The organism is Microcoleus sp. B13-B6 (assembly GCF_036705405.1).
Classification (GTDB): domain Bacteria; phylum Cyanobacteriota; class Cyanobacteriia; order Cyanobacteriales; family Microcoleaceae; genus Microcoleus.
On record NZ_JAUBUJ010000001.1, the window covers coordinates 231,810 to 248,497 of the forward strand.

The 16,688-nt window shown below is 47.9% G+C and carries 13 protein-coding genes; 10 read left to right on the top strand and 3 right to left on the bottom strand.

The window, feature by feature from the left end:
- Positions 1-33 precede the first annotated feature (33 nt).
- Positions 34-1,467 (top strand): transposase, encoded by a 1,434-nt coding sequence (locus tag QUB35_RS01015; protein WP_333138513.1) that lies wholly within the window; start codon positions 34-36, stop codon positions 1,465-1,467.
- A 21-nt stretch (positions 1,468-1,488) separates the two neighbouring features.
- Here the strand turns inward: QUB35_RS01015 and QUB35_RS01020 are convergent, their stop codons facing one another.
- A complete protein-coding gene (locus QUB35_RS01020) occupies positions 1,489-2,094 on the bottom strand; it encodes a hypothetical protein (protein WP_333138515.1) in 606 nt (201 codons plus the stop codon).
- A 682-nt stretch (positions 2,095-2,776) separates the two neighbouring features.
- Between QUB35_RS01020 and QUB35_RS01025 the strand changes: the two genes are divergently transcribed.
- Positions 2,777-3,385 (top strand): COP23 domain-containing protein, encoded by a 609-nt coding sequence (locus tag QUB35_RS01025; protein ID WP_333138517.1) that lies wholly within the window; start codon positions 2,777-2,779, stop codon positions 3,383-3,385.
- Between the two features lie 134 nt (positions 3,386-3,519).
- On the opposite strand, the gene QUB35_RS01030 is transcribed toward QUB35_RS01025, so the two are convergent.
- A complete protein-coding gene (locus QUB35_RS01030; protein WP_333138519.1) occupies positions 3,520-3,741 on the bottom strand; it encodes a hypothetical protein in 222 nt (73 codons plus the stop codon).
- A 107-nt stretch (positions 3,742-3,848) separates the two neighbouring features.
- Here QUB35_RS01030 and QUB35_RS01035 point away from each other — a divergent pair, with 107 nt between their 5' ends.
- The 3 genes from QUB35_RS01035 (at position 3,849) to QUB35_RS01045 (ending at position 7,928) form a co-directional block, all read left to right on the top strand.
- The gene (locus tag QUB35_RS01035; RefSeq protein WP_333138521.1) at positions 3,849-4,034 is read left to right on the top strand and encodes a hypothetical protein; all 186 of its coding nucleotides are present in this window, start codon (positions 3,849-3,851) and stop codon (positions 4,032-4,034) included.
- 212 nt (positions 4,035-4,246) lie between these two features.
- A complete protein-coding gene (locus QUB35_RS01040; RefSeq protein ID WP_333138523.1) occupies positions 4,247-5,470 on the top strand; it encodes a COP23 domain-containing protein in 1,224 nt (407 codons plus the stop codon).
- Positions 5,471-5,687: 217 nt separating this feature from the next.
- Positions 5,688-7,928, top strand: a complete 2,241-nt coding sequence (locus QUB35_RS01045) for a phosphoketolase (protein ID WP_333138525.1) — start codon at positions 5,688-5,690, stop codon at positions 7,926-7,928.
- Positions 7,929-8,688: 760 nt separating this feature from the next.
- Here QUB35_RS01045 and QUB35_RS01050 read toward each other — a convergent pair.
- Positions 8,689-9,507 carry a class I SAM-dependent methyltransferase gene (locus QUB35_RS01050; RefSeq protein ID WP_333138527.1) on the bottom strand — a complete coding sequence of 273 codons (819 nt, stop codon included), beginning with the start codon at positions 9,505-9,507 and terminating at the stop codon, positions 8,689-8,691.
- Positions 9,508-9,660: 153 nt separating this feature from the next.
- Here QUB35_RS01050 and QUB35_RS01055 point away from each other — a divergent pair, with 153 nt between their 5' ends.
- From QUB35_RS01055 to QUB35_RS01075, 5 genes are all read left to right on the top strand, one after another.
- Positions 9,661-9,798, top strand: coding sequence for a hypothetical protein (locus QUB35_RS01055; RefSeq protein ID WP_333138529.1), 138 nt, complete (start codon positions 9,661-9,663; stop codon positions 9,796-9,798).
- Positions 9,799-9,869: 71 nt separating this feature from the next.
- Entirely contained in the window at positions 9,870-10,541 is a 672-nt protein-coding gene (locus QUB35_RS01060; protein WP_333138531.1) for a response regulator transcription factor, read from the top strand.
- Entirely contained in the window at positions 10,541-12,496 is a 1,956-nt protein-coding gene (locus QUB35_RS01065) for a CHASE2 domain-containing protein (RefSeq protein WP_333138533.1), read from the top strand. Before QUB35_RS01060 ends, QUB35_RS01065 begins: the two co-directional genes overlap by 1 nt.
- Before the next feature lie 417 nt (positions 12,497-12,913).
- Positions 12,914-13,708 (top strand): DUF928 domain-containing protein, encoded by a 795-nt coding sequence (locus QUB35_RS01070; RefSeq protein WP_333138535.1) that lies wholly within the window; start codon positions 12,914-12,916, stop codon positions 13,706-13,708.
- 5 nt (positions 13,709-13,713) lie between these two features.
- The gene (locus QUB35_RS01075) at positions 13,714-16,410 is read left to right on the top strand and encodes a tetratricopeptide repeat protein (RefSeq protein WP_333138537.1); all 2,697 of its coding nucleotides are present in this window, start codon (positions 13,714-13,716) and stop codon (positions 16,408-16,410) included.
- Positions 16,411-16,688 lie beyond the last annotated feature (278 nt).

Below are 16,688 nucleotides of genomic sequence, written 5' to 3' on the forward strand. Positions count from 1 at the left end.
GTACATTAAGGTAGGTCGAAAAAGGAGTTTCCGATGCAACTCACATACAAATACCGCCTCAAACCCACCAAAGCCCAATTAGCAACAATTGTGGCTCATTTAGAACTCTGTCGTCGGCAGTACAACTACCGACTTGGCGAAAGATTTAGATGGTGGGAAGCCACGAGAACACCTATCAAGGCCTGCCCCCTGATTGTTTCGATAGTTACTGTTGAGGAAATTTATCAAAATATTCCTTTAACTAGGGTGCAGACTAGGGATGGTAGAAAAAAGGATGAATCAGGCAATCCTTTAACTAAAAAAGGTGAGGTTTTCTCGAACATTGAAGGCGGATATGTACAGTGGCAAACCATACAGCTTGCCGACATGAAAAACACTAAAAAGCAATTTCCTGATTATAAAGTGTTGGATTCTCAGGTTTTACAGGATGTCGTCAACAGGGTTGAAACTTCCTTTTCAAATTTTACAACGCCCGACAAAAATGGCAATCGTAGAGGCAAGCCCAAGTTCAAAGGACTTCACTACTACAAATCTTTCACTTATCCTCAATTAGACAATCTTGACATTATTAAGGATGAGCAGAATAGGATTTGTATTGACCTCGCAAAAATAGGTCAAGTACCGATGGTTTTCCATCGTCCAATACCAACAGGATTTAAGGTTAAGACGGGAACGGTTATTCGAGAAGCGGATGGGTGGTATATTTCCTTAACGCTAGAAGATAAGACTGTTCCCGTAACGGTTGCAGAAATTCAACCAACTGATAAAAATACTCTTGGTATCGACTTGGGAATCACGAATTACATTTACCTTTCCAATGGTGAAAGAGTTGAAAATCCTAGATTTTTGAGAAAATCTGCCCAGAAATTAGCAAAACTTCAAGCGAAGCTGGCTAGTAGGGTTAAAGGTTCTAAGCCTTGGAAAATAATCAAGGATAAGATTTCTCAACTTCACCAGTTTATAGCTAGATATAGAGTAGATTTTCAATTCAAAACGGCACAGGAGCTATTCGGCAAATGTGATGTTTTAGTTGTTGAAGATTTGAGTGTCAAAAATCTGACTAGACGTGCCAAGCCGAAGACTGACATTGAGAATGGTAGCTTGGTTTATTTACCTAATGGTCAATCAGCTAAAAGTGGTTTGAATAAATCCATGCTTGATGCTGCTCACGGACAATTCGCCAGCGTCCTCAAATATGTTGCCTGGAAATTAGGTAAAAGCGTTTTATTTGTTGACCCCAAAGGCACATCTGGGCATTGCTGGAATTGCCTTAATAAAGTACCAAAAGAATTGTCGGAGCGATGGCATTATTGCCAGTGCGGAGAATCCTTAGATCGAGATGAAAATTCAGCCAAACTTATAAGAAGGATTGGTCTAACTTACGAAAGTGGCGGGGGAACTCCGTCACTCAAAAAAGCCTTTGAACAAAAGGAAAAAGAAGCCTGCGGTCTAACGGTACTCCGTTGACCGTCAGGTTAGTTCACTAGCTTATTCTTTAACCGTGTTCAAAATGTCCTCCCCAAGCTCTGTAAAACGCACAGTTTTGATTTGCCAAGGAGCATAACTGGTTAAAGTTTGGCGCAGCCCACCGAACAAACCTAACATCTGACAACTCGACAGATTTTGCAATTTCTGCCGCGAATTTCCCGATGCTCGCAGATCCACGGTAGCTATTCCGAGGTCGCGATCGATCTTGAGGCGATAACCAGCCAAACCAAGACTATCGAAAATCTGCTGCTTTAACACTTCATTAACCGCCGATGACATTAACTGATTCTCTGGGCCTGTAACTGTTTCCTGCTTCAGAGTTTGACACAAATTATCTACCTTATAAACCGTAACGGTGGCAGTATTTTCTGAGAGGGCAGCACTGCCTAAAACTGAGGCAACAGAGTTAGAAGGCTGCGTTAATTGACTCGATCGGCCCTCAATTTGATTTCCCGTTAGCTGTAGGTGTTGGAACTGAGGGGCGCTTGCTGAGAGTTGCCTCTGGTTTTCGGTTGAGGTAGCTGCATCTGAGCTAGAACAACTGCTACCGCCCATCAAAATTAACCAAACGCCTAAATATCCTAACTGTTTGCAGATACGGTTCATAGTTTTTAATACTCTACTAAACGTCAGTGTATGGAGGGTAAATTTTGGTGGTAGAAAGCACTTAGACCCTGATTACACTCACTTAGAAGTATTTCCCGCAGTACGGAGATGAAAACAAGTTAAGAGTTCTTTTTAATACCTGGATTTTAGTGTTATCTCCAGCAAGATGGGTTTTACCCTTCAGTGCAGTAACCCAGGAGTCTACCTGTCTCAGCAGATCAAGCTCGCGACCGAGCACGTAAGTGATATCAAATATCGTGTCACTAGGTGTGATGTACCCTTGCAATTCGAGCCATTCCAATATCTGAGGCAAAGAGCCTCTTTCCGGTTTGCGACAGCCCGAGCTGGATTAGTAGTAATGAGGACAGAATTGCGACTTGCGCGGGCATTTTAAGCTCGGCTTCGGAGCGTTTTTTTTAACAGCGCCGAAATCGCCGTTAGAGGAAACGTGCAAGTCGCGAACAATATCAAAACTTACGCATCAAGAGCAAAAAAACCGGGTTTTTTAACCAGGCATAAGGGCTACAACGAAGTGTTTTCGTAAAAAAAACAGGTTTCTGGTCAAGTCGCGAAGAACATAATTTCCAAGTCAGCGGAGTTGTAACGAACAAGCGTGTCAAGGGTGTTATCGCAGCATTCGGTGATTTTTGTGCCGAATCTCATAAAACACAGGGAAAAAATCATGAGACAGCAATTATTGACAAAAGTTTTGGTGGCAACAGCCATCGCCCTCAGCGGCCTGACGGTTGCTTCTGGATCGAGTTACGGTCGGCAAGTACCGGGGGAAAGTGGATTTTGGTGTAACACCTCGACCCGTGCGCCGGTGACAGTGTACCAAAACGCTCAAGGTGCCGTAGAGCCTTGGATTGAGTGGACTTCCGATTATTTCTCCGGTTCTGGCTACGATCCGGCCACTCGGTGTCAATTAGTGAGTCAACGCCTCGAAACCTATCGCCGCCAACGAATGCTTAAGTACATTACTGCGGGCCAAATGAACGGCCAGAACGTCATCTGCACGGCGAATCAAGTCAATGGGCGGTGTCAAAATTTGATTTATACCCTCAGACCTGGCCAAGACCCGATCGGCTCTTTGTATAATTTGTTGGCTTGGCGCCAAGGATATGTTGGGATGCCGTCTTTTGATGAAACCAGTAAAATTCCTTACATTGATGTCAGGGAAAAGCTAGGGGAAAACACTGTTGATGGCGTGCAACTGCCCCCTTTTCCCCACCGTTCCGACAGCCTTAAAGATTGGCAAATTTTCCATCCGATCGCCAATTCCAAGGATTGAGGTGGAAAATTTGGTGCGTCAAACAGCGCTACGCATCCCGACGGGAATATCTCCTGGTTCTGGGACGATCGTCCGGCAGCATGGCCAAAGCTATACGGTGCTGACTAAATAGCACGTTGTGGCGATCGGACTTGTCACCGACGACTGCCTCCTCTACCCACTGCTAGCAGTTCTGAGCCGGCTGGGCAATACCGATCTGGCGATCGTTCTGTTTCGCAGCGCGATCGAGTATAAAATAGCACGCTTAAGCCTTGAGGCAGGAGCGGTGTCTGAGGCAATGCTGGTAGTCGGCTTTCCTGCGGGTGCTGAGGTTGGGAGTTTCGCTGACCACGAATTTCAAAGGTGGTACCCGCCACGTGATTTATCCGTCGAGTCAATCCAAAATCGAAAATCGAAAATCCTCAAGCCCCCGCATTTATCCGTGGGGTCGCCTCTAAAATCTAAAATCTAAAATCTAAAATCGATGGACGCGGGCTTCGTTTCGGTGCTGCTACCCAAATCTTTGCCTCACGGTTATAGCTTGGGTTATACCAATGAGGTTAAAATCGGTATGAGCCGCGACCCGATTTTTCATGCCAAAGGTTTCTTGGTGGGGATTAACTGTAGGGGCAAGTATCGAGATCCAAATTTTGGCGTTTATGCTTTTTAAGATGGAAGTGAACCAACAGCGGAATTATTGGAAAAAATGGTTAAATCCAGTTGGGGAATTCCGATTAGTACAGCAGTTCTCAATCTTGGTGAGGTATGCCGACGGAGGCCTATGCTCTATGCGCTATGCCCTATGCCCGCGAGAGCACCTCATGTTACTGAGAAAGGCTATATATATTGGCAGTTCGCCTCGTTTCATCTAGGGAGTTATCGATGAATGTGTGGAGTTTGCGGTTTGACGCGCTGACAATCATCTTGACAGGTGCATTAACAGTGACGGCGGTTGTTAGCCAACAATATGCTGCCTGTGCCAAAACAGCCGAAGAAATTGCCCAGCTAGCGACGTTGACAACTGTGGAAGTCAACAATACGCTGGGTTTTTTTGCTAGTGGATCGGGAGTAATTATTGCCAAACAGGGTAATATTTACACTGTTCTGACAGCTAATCATGTGGTGGCAAGCCTCGCTCAAAAATACAGCATTCGCACTCATTTGGAGAAGGACTATGCTGCGATTAGAATACAGCGCCTACCTAAAAATGACACGGATATAGACTTGGCTTTGATACAGTTTCAGAGCCGAGAACAGTATCCAGTAGCACCACTGGGCGAGTCAGAACGTGCTGTTGTTGGTTCTGCTATTTACGTTTCGGGCTATCCGCTGCCAATTTCGGGAGTTGAACGAAAACTTGAGTTTACTACTGGTATCATCTCTTCTCGCTTGGGCAGCGCCTCATCAGGGTATCGTCTGCGCTACCAAGCTGTAACCAGGCGCGGGATGAGCGGCGGGCCTGTATTTGATGCTGATGGCAGGGTAATAGGAATTCACGGCCAGGGGGATACTGTTGGCACAATTAGGAGTCAGTGGAACGGTCAGATTGAAGAGATAAAAACGGGATTGAACGCGGCAATCCCGATCGATGCTTTTAGGGAGTTGCTATCACAAAATAAGCGTAACGGCTTGGATATTCTCAGCAATCTTTCTATCAGCAGCGCCTCTGGTCAAAACCAACCGCATCTGGGTTATGGAGGATTTGTGTGCGATACCTCCACGGGCGAGCCGGTGACTGTGTATCAAAATCCACAAGGGTTCAGGGAACCTTGGATTCGCTGGAATTCTAATTTCTTTTCGAGTTCTGGCTACGATCCTCTAACTCGCTGCCAACAAGTGACTCAACGCCTTGAGAATTATAACCGAAATAAACAGCTAAATTATGTGACTGTGGGTATGGTAAATAACCAGAAAGCGATTTGCACGACTAGCCGCGTTAATGGGCCTTGCGAAGGTTTGATCTACACGCTGCGCCGCGATCAAGATCCGACTCCTGCACTTAGCAGTTTTTTTGTTTGGCTGCGGAATCAAAAGGCTGTGCCTTCTCTTTCTGAAAGCGGTACTGTGCTGTATATCGATGTCCGGGAACGGCTGGAACAATTTTAGATTGGCGATTGGAGATTTTAGAGGGATTAGTAATGGGTAAACACAGAACCCCGACTTTTTTAATAAGTCGGGGGTCTCAAAAAACTACTTATTAGCTGAAAATTTGAGAGATTTTACTTATTTATCACTGACATAATAGAACTCATGATTTTTTGGAACACGGAAGCTATAAAATTACTCTTACATTAATCCAATTCAAATTTTTCAGGTATCAAGCATGACAGCAACTACCCCGCAGGCAACGTCAACAACGCCCGCTTTTTGCGAAGGCATTCAATATTTTTCTGAAACAGTCCCTGGTTTTGATACTTATGGGAAAACACCTGCGATCGCCCAGGGGAGCAAGTCGATCGCCGATCCTGCCGATCCCGTCGCCGTCTTTCAAACGATGCTGGGAGCAGACGCCCTGCGGTACCTGACGCTGCAAGTCACCGCCAGCAAGGCATCGGGACATCCGGGGGGTTTTGCTAGCCAAGCTGAGGCCTATGCCGCTTTGGTGATGCTGGGACACAAGAACATTGTCACCGAAGTGGGCCATCACGCCCCCGGCTTTTACAGCGCCATGTTTCTCGATCGATCTTTAGAGGATATGGGAATTTTCAACGTGCAGCAAGTGCGCGATAAATTCCGAGAAAAAGACGGTTTATTAGGACATCTTTCCGGTTTCATTCCCGGCCTTTTAGCACCGGCCGGCCCCCTCGGACAAGGGCAGCATTTCGCAATGGCTGGAGCGCTTTTGCACCCCGACAAACTGTTTGCTTTCACAATGGGCGACGGCGGCATGGGCGAACCTTATCCGATGAGCAGCATGGCGCATTTCCACACTGCTTATCCCAAAGCTACTAACTTTTTGCCAGTGTTAGTTTGGAACGGATATTCTCAGGAACATCACAGCATGGTTTCAACTAAAACTAATGCTGAAATGATTGCTTATTGGCAAGGCAACGGTTTTGAAGAAGTTATCTTAGTTGATGCCAAAGAATTTGACGATAAAAATCAACCGGAAGATTATGTTGACAGCACTGCTTTTTCGCTCGAACAGCGCATGGCATTTACCAAAGCTGTTTTACAAGGAGTTGACAAAGCGGCAAAATCTGCTCTCGGCGGCAAATTAACTGCGTTTATTATCAAACAGTTAAAAGGTGCCGGCGTCCACGCGCGCGGAGCAAAATCTCACAACCTTTATCCGAAAGATACACTGGATGCTCCGCACATTATCAGTGCTTTAAAAGAGCGCGCTTTGACTGCTGCTGCTTGGGAGTTGGTGCGGACAAATTGCGAGCGTGCGGGCGGCGGGCCGGCGGCGAAAACAGTTGTTACTGAGTTTACATTGCCGCTGGCAGATTTAGGCGAATTGCCTTTAGAAGAATTTGCAGTTGGGGGAGAACCGAAGATTTCGACAACAGCAATGGGACGTTTGGTAGGGAAAGTCGGCGAGTGCGATCGGACTTTTCTTGTGACTAATGCTGACGGCAACGAAGCATCGGCAATTGCCAATATCAACCAAGCTCTTAAGATTATTCACCCGACGACAGATGACCTGTACAATCAATCGCCCAACGGTCAAGTTTACGAACCTTTGAGCGAAGATGCTTGCGCCGGTTTAGCCGTAGGTTTATCGCTATTTGGAGCGCGGAGTTTGTGGTGTTCCTACGAATCTTTTGCCATTAACGGTTTACCAATTTGGCAAACTGTAACCCAAGCAATGGCAGAATTGCGCCGTCCAACTCCGGCAACTGTCACCTTATTTACAGCGGGTGCATTGGAACAAGGCCGTAACGGTTGGACGCACCAGCGGCCGGAAATTGAGGCTTATTTTGCGGCGATGATGCGGAACGGAAATGTGTTTCCTTTGTTTCCACCGGATGCTAACAGCATTCAAGCTTGTTATGAGTGGGCTTTGACTGCTAAAAATAAGGGAGTTGTGATTACTGCAAGCAAGTCGCCGCTGCCAATTCGCACTACTCTTGAACAGACTCGCCAAGGTTTGCAAGACGGTGCAATAGTGCTGCACGAAGTCGATTCCCCGCAAGCCGCCCACAATCAAGGGGGAAGCAAGAAAGTTGTGTTTGCAGTTGTCGGCGACATGACTTTAATGCCAGTGTTTGAAGCAGCCGCATTTTTGGAAACAGAAGGCATTGGAGTGCGAATTGTTTCTGTTGTCAATCCTCGGCGTTTGTACCGTGCTAGCGATGTTGCTTGGGATACTTGTTCGGAAGCTGACGGCGGCTTTTTGAGCGATGAGAAATTTGCCGAATTGTTTGGCGGAGATGCCTTGATAGGCGTGACAGGCGGTGCTTCTGGGATGTTGGAACCTGTGATGCTCCGCAGCAATTGCAAGCGGGATACTTTCGCTTGGAAGCGGGGGGAAACTACTGCTAGTGCTGGTCAGTTGATGGCGTTTAATGGGTTGACTGCTGAGGCGTTGACTAAAAGGGCGATCGAGCTAGTTCATTAAGTTAGAATGTGAGTGAATGCCCCTGCCTGGTTTGTGCTGGGTAGGGGCTAGTAATATTCAAATAGGATGGTGATACCTATGACAGCAAAAATTTTAGAAGAAAGGCGAAGAACATGAAAGCTTTAAAAAAGCGATCGCTAATATGAAAATTTATAACTTTGATATTAAATCTGTTATACCAATTTTTTATGAGGTTGCATAGAATCCGATCCCCCCTAGCCAAGAGGGCGGGCACGGGGAGTAGGGGTCGCACCGCCCCTACTAAGGGGGGACAAGATTCTTCTCAAAGTCAACCCCTACTCCCCAACAATCAGGGGGATTTAGGGGGATCGAGATATGTGCAACTTCACATTAAATTGGTATTAGGACCGGAATTATTCTTATCTCTATTCTCTTCATCGGCGTGAATCAGCGTCAATCCTTTGTCATCTGCGGTTAATACATTCTCTTTTTTTTACCGCAGATGAGGGCAGATAAACACAGATTAACGCAGATGGATTATCTCAAGTCTGGTTACTCGCTCCTTGATTTTTTGCTGTTGAGTAGATTTGACGCCCGACGATGCTAGCGCATTTGATATGATACGATTCTAGAGCTATACCTGCAGCTTTAACCTAATAGCGAGGGCAGAATTTATTGTGTGAACTTTTTATTGTTTTACTGTTAGATAAGTTTGCTTTGTTAGCTGGTAATTTAGCGATAGTGCTAGAGGTTTTGCTGCGGCCGAACATCAATGTTTTGTGAAAAATGGGTCTTAAATTTATGGATTTTTTCCCCCGCAAGCCATCAACCAAAAACTCATCATCGATCGATCGCCCGCAGCTACAAACTCATCCCGCGAAACCAGATAGCTTTCTATTTCCGACTCTGAAATGAACCCTTGTTTGACCATTTGCAAAATGGGCCCGGAGTCCAGCAAAGGTTGAAACGCCTCAATTCCGATGATATCGCTGTGGCTGACAACCGCTTCTAAATCAACGCTAACAAACCCAGCTTCTTTGAGAATGCGGCACAGATTTCGCCCGACGCATAAATTGCCGCCCCGCGATGCCATCACCTGCTTGAATTTCTCCCTGACAATCTCGACTGACCAAGGCGGATTTGTCAGCCAAAACAGATCCGCATCGCTATCGATAATCACCAGTTTTCCCCCAGGCTTCAAGATGCGGAATATTTCTTTAGCTGCTGCGACGGGATCGGGAAGGTGAACGAACAGCAAACGGGCGATCGCAAAATCGAAAGTGTTAGCCGCCAAACCAGTATCCGCAACTGATGCTTGAATGCGATTTACTCGATCGCCCCCTTTGTCCTGCAAATATGCTACTGCTTTTTCGTGCAGTACCGGGTCAATTTCTACCGCTGTTACCGAACTGTTTGGCAGCAATTCTAACAATTTTTCTGTGAAAAATCCCGGCCCGCTACCCGCTTCCAAAACTTTCATCCCGTCGGCTAAACCGAACCACTTTAAAGTGCGCGCTTCCTTTTCCCAACTGAGGAGAACTTGAGCTTTTAACCGTTGGATTTCTCCCTCAAATTCCAGATTGTACGCGATCGCTTGATACGAACCTTCTGCTGGCATGAAATTATCCTTATTCTTACTAGGATACCAGGATTATAATAGAAATATAATCAAATCTCCGATCGAGTTATCTGTGCGTAAGATCGTTTCCGGTGGCATGGGAATGATTTAACCACAGAGGACGCAGAGAACGCAGAGTTCGAGAAGAGAGAGATGAATAATTCCGATGAAGTGCGGATTTTGCAACACAATCATCAGAACTGCGCTTTAGCGCAATTCTCGTTGCCGACCTCCACAACCACAGTTGGCGGACAGATGCAGGACGGAAACCCGGTAATTCCTCTATTGTAAGAAGATGACGGATTACCTAAACTAAAGACGCTGATTTTCCCGCATCCCTTACTATTTTTATTTTATGCACTATGCCCCAGACTTTACCTCAACCGGAGAAACGAACATTTTTAGTTGTGGATGACCATGCGATGGTGTTAGGTGGCACGCTTAACATTCTGAAGCAAGAATATCCAGAGGCAGACATTCTGACGGCTCCGACTGCTCAGGCAGCCCTTCAGCAAATAGCGCAGACTACCCCGGATTTGGTGATTGTGGATCTGGTGATGCCAGAGACGATCGGCGAAACGGCGCAAGCAAATTCAGGGCTTCAACTCCTCAAAACGTTGATGGAGCAGTATCCGACTCTGAATATTGTGGTGCAGAGTGCCCATGTTCGGACTTTAGTTTGGCTGAAACCGTCGATCGACAATCACATGGGTGGCTTCACAGTTGTCGATAAGAGCCAGCCGATGAAAGACTTGCTGGCAATGGTTGATTGGGCACTGCACGAGCGGATTTATACACCCAGAGAGATCCGCAATGGGCTCCAACTCAAACCCGCCTGGATGCAAGTGTTGCAATTTGCTTTTCACGAGAGCTTGCAGGATACTGCGATCGCCAAACGGATGAATGTTTCTGAACGCACTGTGCAGTATTACTGGACTAAGATTCGAGATGTGCTAGAGGTGTATCCTGAGGATGATAAGAATCTGCGGATTCAAACGGAAGTGCGAGCTAGGGAAGAAGGATTGATTGATTAGTGAAGCGCGATCGATGGCAAGCAGTGAAAGCGGGCGTCACGACTTGGGGACGAGGAGCGCTTCCAGGGGTGATGGTGATTGTCGCTGTGATGATGGCTAGATTGAGCGGTGCGCTTCAGTTTTGGGAGTTGGTTGCGTTCGATCGATTTCTGCGTTTGCGTCCTCCTGAGTCAATGGATGAACGGATTGTAATTGTCGGCATCACTGAGGAAGATATTCAACGCGCTAGAACTTATCCGATTCCCGATCGCGATATTGCCGATTTACTCAAACGGTTGCAAACGTATCGACCGATCGCGATCGGGCTAGATATTGTCCGCGATATTCCGGTGGAACCAGGTAATGCTGAACTAACATCGGTGTTTCGCAGCAGCAAGAATGCGATCGGAGTGGAGATTGCACTGCCCGATCGCAGTGGCTTTATCGTCAAACCTCCGCCCGCGCTACCACCCGAACAGGTTGGCTTTGCAGATTTCGTACTCGATGCGGATGGCTACCAGCGCCGCAGTTTATTGGGCACTAACAACGATCGACAGGAATACCGTTTTTCCTTCGCGATCCGGCTGGCAGAACTCTATTTAGCAACCCGAGGAATTAAGCTAGGTAATGGAATTCGCGATCCGGAGGCGATGCGCTTTGGCAGCATTGAATTTACCAGAGTGCAGTCAAACTCTGGCGGATATGTGGGGGCGGATGCAGGCGGGAACCAAATTTTACTGAATGTTCGCAGCGGGACAATGCCATTTCGCGTGCTTTCCCTGGCCCAAATCAAATCTGGACAGGTCAACCCGGATTGGATTCGAGGCAAAATTGTGCTGATTGGGATGATGTCTTTTAGCGCGAAGGATTTGGCAAGTTCGGGTGCGATCGCAGGCATCAATCCCGGACGGATTTACGGAGTCGAAATGCAAGCCCACGAAACCAGCCAGATGATTAGCGCGGTACTCGATCGGCGAGCGTTGCTTCAGGTTTGGGGGGAGGGCTGGGAAACGCTCTGGATTGCGGTCTGGGGACTCTTGGGGATGAGTTTGGGACGATTTCTGCGATCGCCCTGGAAAATTTTGATCGGGCTCTTAGTCGCCAGCATTAGCCCGATCGCGCTCTGTTACTGGCTGATTCTTTTGGGATGGTGGGTGCCGATCGTGCCTGTATTGCTCGTACTCGTGTTGAATGGGGCTGGGTTGACGGCAGCGTTATTTTATCGCCACGAACAGGAACTCCGACTGCGGTTGGAGGAACGTCAATTTGCGATCGAACAAACTTTTAATGCGATTCATAGCGGGCCTTTACAAACATTAGTGGTGATTTTGAGAACAGTTGGGGAGCAAGATCCACCGCCGCCGTTTCTACCAGAGTTGCAACGCCTGAATCAAGAATTACGGGCAGTTTACGGCTCAGTGCAACGAGAAGCGATCGCGGATGAACCGCATCTCCGCATGGGAAGTGCGATCGAATTGGCCCTGCAGGCTCCATTGCATGAATTGCTCTACAAGGTCTATTGCAACACGCTAGAACAAGAACTGCCTTACCTCAAAACGCTCAAATTCAAAATTGTGCAGTTCGATGCCTTGAACACCTCACATCTGCGGTTGGAACACAAGCGAGCACTCTGCCGCTTTCTGGAAGAAGCGCTCTGCAATGTCGGCAAACACGCGATCGAAGCCACTCGCTTGACCGTAATTTGCACTCAAGAAGGCGATCGGCAGGTGATTCGGGTGGCGGATAATGCCAAGGGGAACCCGTCTGACGCAGAAGCGCTGAGTTCCGGTGAAACGAACTGTGACAGGGAGACAACTCAATATCTAAACTCTAAACTCCAACCTTCAGGATTAGGAACGCAATTGGCAAACAATTTAGCCAAACAATTAGGGGGAACATTTCGGCGCTACCCAAATGTACCGAGGGGGACAGTGTGCGAGTTAACTTGGTCAGCCAAACGGCGCTGGTTCTGGTAATTGGTTGGGTTCACCCTTGTCAAATCGTTTATGAACGGGCAAGATGCCCGTTCCACAAGAAATTCACTCTTTGTGGAACGGGCATCTTGCCCGTTCTTGAGAATGGTTCAAGAGCTCAGATATAACGAACTCTGGATACGGCAATGCCCAAAGCGTGTCAACTTAAGCTGTCAGTCCGCCCAGTCCTCGCGCCCGCCCGGCAGTCCGCCAGGGAATGAATTCCCTGTCTCATAGCGAAAGTCCTCTCAAAGAGGACTGAAGAACTCATTAGTCGTCTTCAGACGACTTTCGCTTTGAGGCAGGGGTTTAAACCCCTGCCGGACTGCCGGACTGAGGGTTTGCCCTTAAGCTGACACCAATATCTTTGCACCTTCGGGCAAACGACCGTTGCGGGTAGTCCTCTATTGTGTTTCTGTATTGTTGATTACTGTAGAAATAGTTACAGAGGGGATTGCGATGATGACTCACGAGTTGAAACGTCGAACCATTTACTCTGCGGGCATTGCGAGTTTAATGCTGAGTGTTTCGTTCTGGATCGCTCCTGTAGCGCTGGCACAATACACTCCTCCTGAAAACCCTTCTAAACCGAAAGAAACGGGGACGAATACCACTCGCGGCGGCAGTTGCGAAGCTAATTCATCGGCGAGATTGACTGCCTTAGTGCCGTTTAGCCATGTAGGAGAGACGATTTCTGGGCATCCGACCTTTACCTGGTTTGTACCCGATCGCACTCCTCGTCCGCTGCAATTGAGGCTGTTTACTCGCACGGGACAACTTCTCTACAGAACCGAGATGCAGAGTCAGCCAGGAATCATGTCGGTTGCTTTGCCCTCAAATCTGCCCCAACTGTCGATCGGGCAATCCTATCAGTGGCAAGTGGTGTTGGTGTGCGATCCGAATGTTCCTTCGAGGAATGTGGTGGCGACGGCAGAAATCCAAGTCGTTGGGCCTGCGGCGTCGTTGCAGACTCAACTTGCAGCCGCCCAAACTCCCCAACAGCGGATCGACCTGTATGCGGAGTCTGGGCTGTGGTATGACGCGATCGCAGAAGCGCGGAAAGCTTCTGAGACTTCTCAAAGCCAAGCGGCTGTGCTGGAATTGCTAGATGCTCTTGCGAGTTCGGAAGCCGCACCTTTGAAAGACTGGAGCGATCAATTGAAGCAAATAAGAGCGATCGAACAACAGCGACAAGCTTCTCAGCCCAAACCCTAAATCCCATGAAGCCTTTCTCGCTAAAACTGCTCAAATCCAGTAATCGTAAAGTGCGATCGGGCTTCCTCTTTCCCCTCGCCTTTTGCCTTTTGTCTGTTGCCTTTTACATTCCTCCGCACTCCCCACTCCCGGCTGCTGCTCAGGCGATCGAGGCTAGTGAAGCAGAGGCCGATCGGCTGTGGCAGCAGGGCAACCAACAATTTCAGACTCGCCAATTCCCAGCAGCGCTGAATTCTTGGCAACAGGCACTGCAAATTTATCGCGCCCTCAAAAACCACGAAGGGGAAGGTGGGGTACTGAACAATTTGGGAGGTGCTTACCGCTATCTGGGCAACTATGCCAAAGCCATTGAGTATATGCAGCAGAGTTTAGTCATCGCCCGCGAAATTAAAGACCGCGACGGAGAATGGGCAGCACTAGGCAATTTGGGAATCGCTTACAAATCTCTGGGCAATTATGCCAAAGCGATAGAGTATGGACAGCAGAGTTTAACCATTGCCCGCGAAATTAAAAACCGCTTTGGGGAAGGCGCAGCACTAGGCAATTTGGGAATCGCTTACAAATCTCTGGGCAACTATGCCAAAGCCATTGAGTATGCACAGCAGAGTTTAGCCATCGCACGCGAAATTAAAGACCGGGACGGAGAAGGGACAGCACTGGGCAATTTGGGAGGCGCTTACCTCTATTTGGGCAACTATGCCAAAGCCATTGAGTATACACAGCAAAAGTTAGCCATCGCCCGCGAAATTAAAGACGGCCAAGGGGAAGGTGGGGCACTGAGAAATTTGGGAGTCATTTACCGTTCTTTGGGCAACTATGCCCAAGCCATTGAGTATGCACACCAGAGTTTAGCCGTCGCACGCGAAATTAAAGACCGCCAAGAGGAAGGTGGGGTACTGAGAAATTTGGGAGTCATTTACCATTCTCTGGGCAACTATGCCAAAGCCCTTGATTATGCACAGCAGAGTTTAGCCATCGCACGCGAAATTAAAGACCGCCTTGGGGAGAGTGTGGCATTGGAGACTTTCGGAGTTGCTTACCACTCTCTGGGCAACTATGCCAAAGCGATCGAGTATTCACAGCAACAGTTAGCGATCGCCCGCGAAATTAAAGACCGCGACGGGGAAGGTGGATCACTCGGCAATTTGGGACTCGCTTACCTCTATTTGGGCAACTATGCCAAAGCGATCGAGTATTCACAGCAACAGTTAGCGATCGCCCGCGAAATTAAAAACCGCCTTCAGGAGGGTAATGCACTCAACAACCTCGGAGTGGCGTTCTTGCAAGCTGGCAACCCAACAGAATCTGAAAAAATGCTCATCAATGGGATTCAAGTTTGGGAATCGATGCGGCAAATGCTCGGCTCCAACGATGCAAATAAAGTCTCCATCTTTGAAGGACAAGCTAACACTTATCGGACTTTACAAAAAGTCCGGGTGGCTCAGAATAACCCGATCGCCGCTTTAGAAATTGCCGAACGGGGACGTGCTCGTGCCTTTGTCGATCTCCTGACAGAACGCTTATCGTCAGGTTCTACCAATCCCGTTATTAACACTTCTCCCAACCAGGATCAAATCCGACAAATCGCCAAAGCACAGAACGCCACTTTGGTGCAGTATTCCATCATCTACGACAACTTTCAGATTCAGGGCAAACAAGTAGGGCGAGAATCCGCGCTCTACATTTGGGTGATTCAACCCACGGGCGAAATCACCTTCCGCCAGGTAGACCTCAAACCTCTCTGGCAGCAGCACAAAGTCTCCCTAGCCGATCTAATTATTGGCAATCAAGAATTCCTTGCCGTCCGCAGTCGTGGCAGTTCCCCCGTTCTTCAAACCCAACCCGATTTACCGACGCTGCATCAACTGCTGATCGATCCAATTCAAACGCTTCTACCAAAAGATCCCAATGCCCATGTCATTTTCATTCCTCAAGCTTCGCTCTTCCAAGTGCCTTTCCCCGCTCTGCAAGATGCCAACGGCACTTACTTAATCGAGAAACACACCATCTTAACTGCACCTTCGATTCAAGTTCTGGCATTAACCAGACAACAACGACAGAAGTTAGCATCTCAGGCATCCCATAGCGGTAACGCTTTAGTCTTGGGCAATCCCACGATGCCGAGTGTGTCTCTCTCTCCGGGAGAACCCAAACAGCAATTGTCTCCTCTACCAGGAGCAGAAGCCGAAGCCAGAGCGATCGCCCCTCTGCTCAAAACCCAAGCCATCACAGGCGCTCAAGGTACAAAAGCTGCGATCGTCCCAAAAATGCCCCAAGCATCGATTATTCATCTGGCAACACATGGATTGCTGGATGATGTGCGCGGATTGGGAAGTGCGATCGCGCTGGCTCCCTCTGGCAGCGATGACGGCTTATTGACCGCAGAAGAGATTTTCGATATGAAACTGCAAGCAAATTTAGTCGTTTTGAGTGCTTGCAACACTGGAGAAGGCAGAATTACCGGGGATGGCGTGATTGGCTTGTCGCGCGCTTTGATTTCAGCAGGAGTGCCGAGTGTAATTGTTTCTTTATGGGCGGTTCCCGATGCGCCGACATCCGAATTGATGCGATCGTTTTACCAAAACTTGCAAAATAATCCCGACAAAGCACAGGCATTGCGGCAAGCGATGTTAACCACGATGAAAACTCATCCCCAGCCGCGAAATTGGGCGGCATTTACTCTTATTGGGGAATCAGAGTAAGTTTTTATGAATAGCGAATCAGCTCAATGTTTTTCTACTAAATTTTAATCGCAATCGTTTGTTTTTACAGCACTTTTGCAGGTTGATCTGAAGCTGTCATCTGCCCAGTCCTCCCGCCCACCCGGTAGTCCTTAGCGGGAATGAATTCCACGGGGCTTATAGCGAAAGTCCTCGCTATGAGGACTAATACCAAATCTAACTTAAATACCCTCTTTATTTCTTAGGAGCGCGAATTAAATAACTTACAATTTTAATTGTTATTGTGGGATGGGCGTCCC

Excerpts from the sequence above, each read along its gene's own strand:
- QUB35_RS01035 (WP_333138521.1), top strand. The coding sequence starts at position 3,849 with ATGGACGCGGGCTTCGTTTCGGTGCTGCTACCCAAATCTTTGCCTCAC.
- QUB35_RS01025 (WP_333138517.1), top strand. The coding sequence starts at position 2,777 with ATGAGACAGCAATTATTGACAAAAGTTTTGGTGGCAACAGCCATCGCC.
- QUB35_RS01075 (WP_333138537.1), top strand. The coding sequence starts at position 13,714 with ATGAAGCCTTTCTCGCTAAAACTGCTCAAATCCAGTAATCGTAAAGTG.
- QUB35_RS01050 (WP_333138527.1), bottom strand. The coding sequence starts at position 9,507 with ATGCCAGCAGAAGGTTCGTATCAAGCGATCGCGTACAATCTGGAATTT.
- QUB35_RS01045 (WP_333138525.1), top strand. The coding sequence starts at position 5,688 with ATGACAGCAACTACCCCGCAGGCAACGTCAACAACGCCCGCTTTTTGC.
- QUB35_RS01040 (WP_333138523.1), top strand. The coding sequence starts at position 4,247 with ATGAATGTGTGGAGTTTGCGGTTTGACGCGCTGACAATCATCTTGACA.
- QUB35_RS01015 (WP_333138513.1), top strand. The coding sequence starts at position 34 with ATGCAACTCACATACAAATACCGCCTCAAACCCACCAAAGCCCAATTA.
- QUB35_RS01055 (WP_333138529.1), top strand. The coding sequence starts at position 9,661 with ATGAATAATTCCGATGAAGTGCGGATTTTGCAACACAATCATCAGAAC.
- QUB35_RS01020 (WP_333138515.1), bottom strand. The coding sequence starts at position 2,094 with ATGAACCGTATCTGCAAACAGTTAGGATATTTAGGCGTTTGGTTAATT.
- QUB35_RS01060 (WP_333138531.1), top strand. The coding sequence starts at position 9,870 with ATGCCCCAGACTTTACCTCAACCGGAGAAACGAACATTTTTAGTTGTG.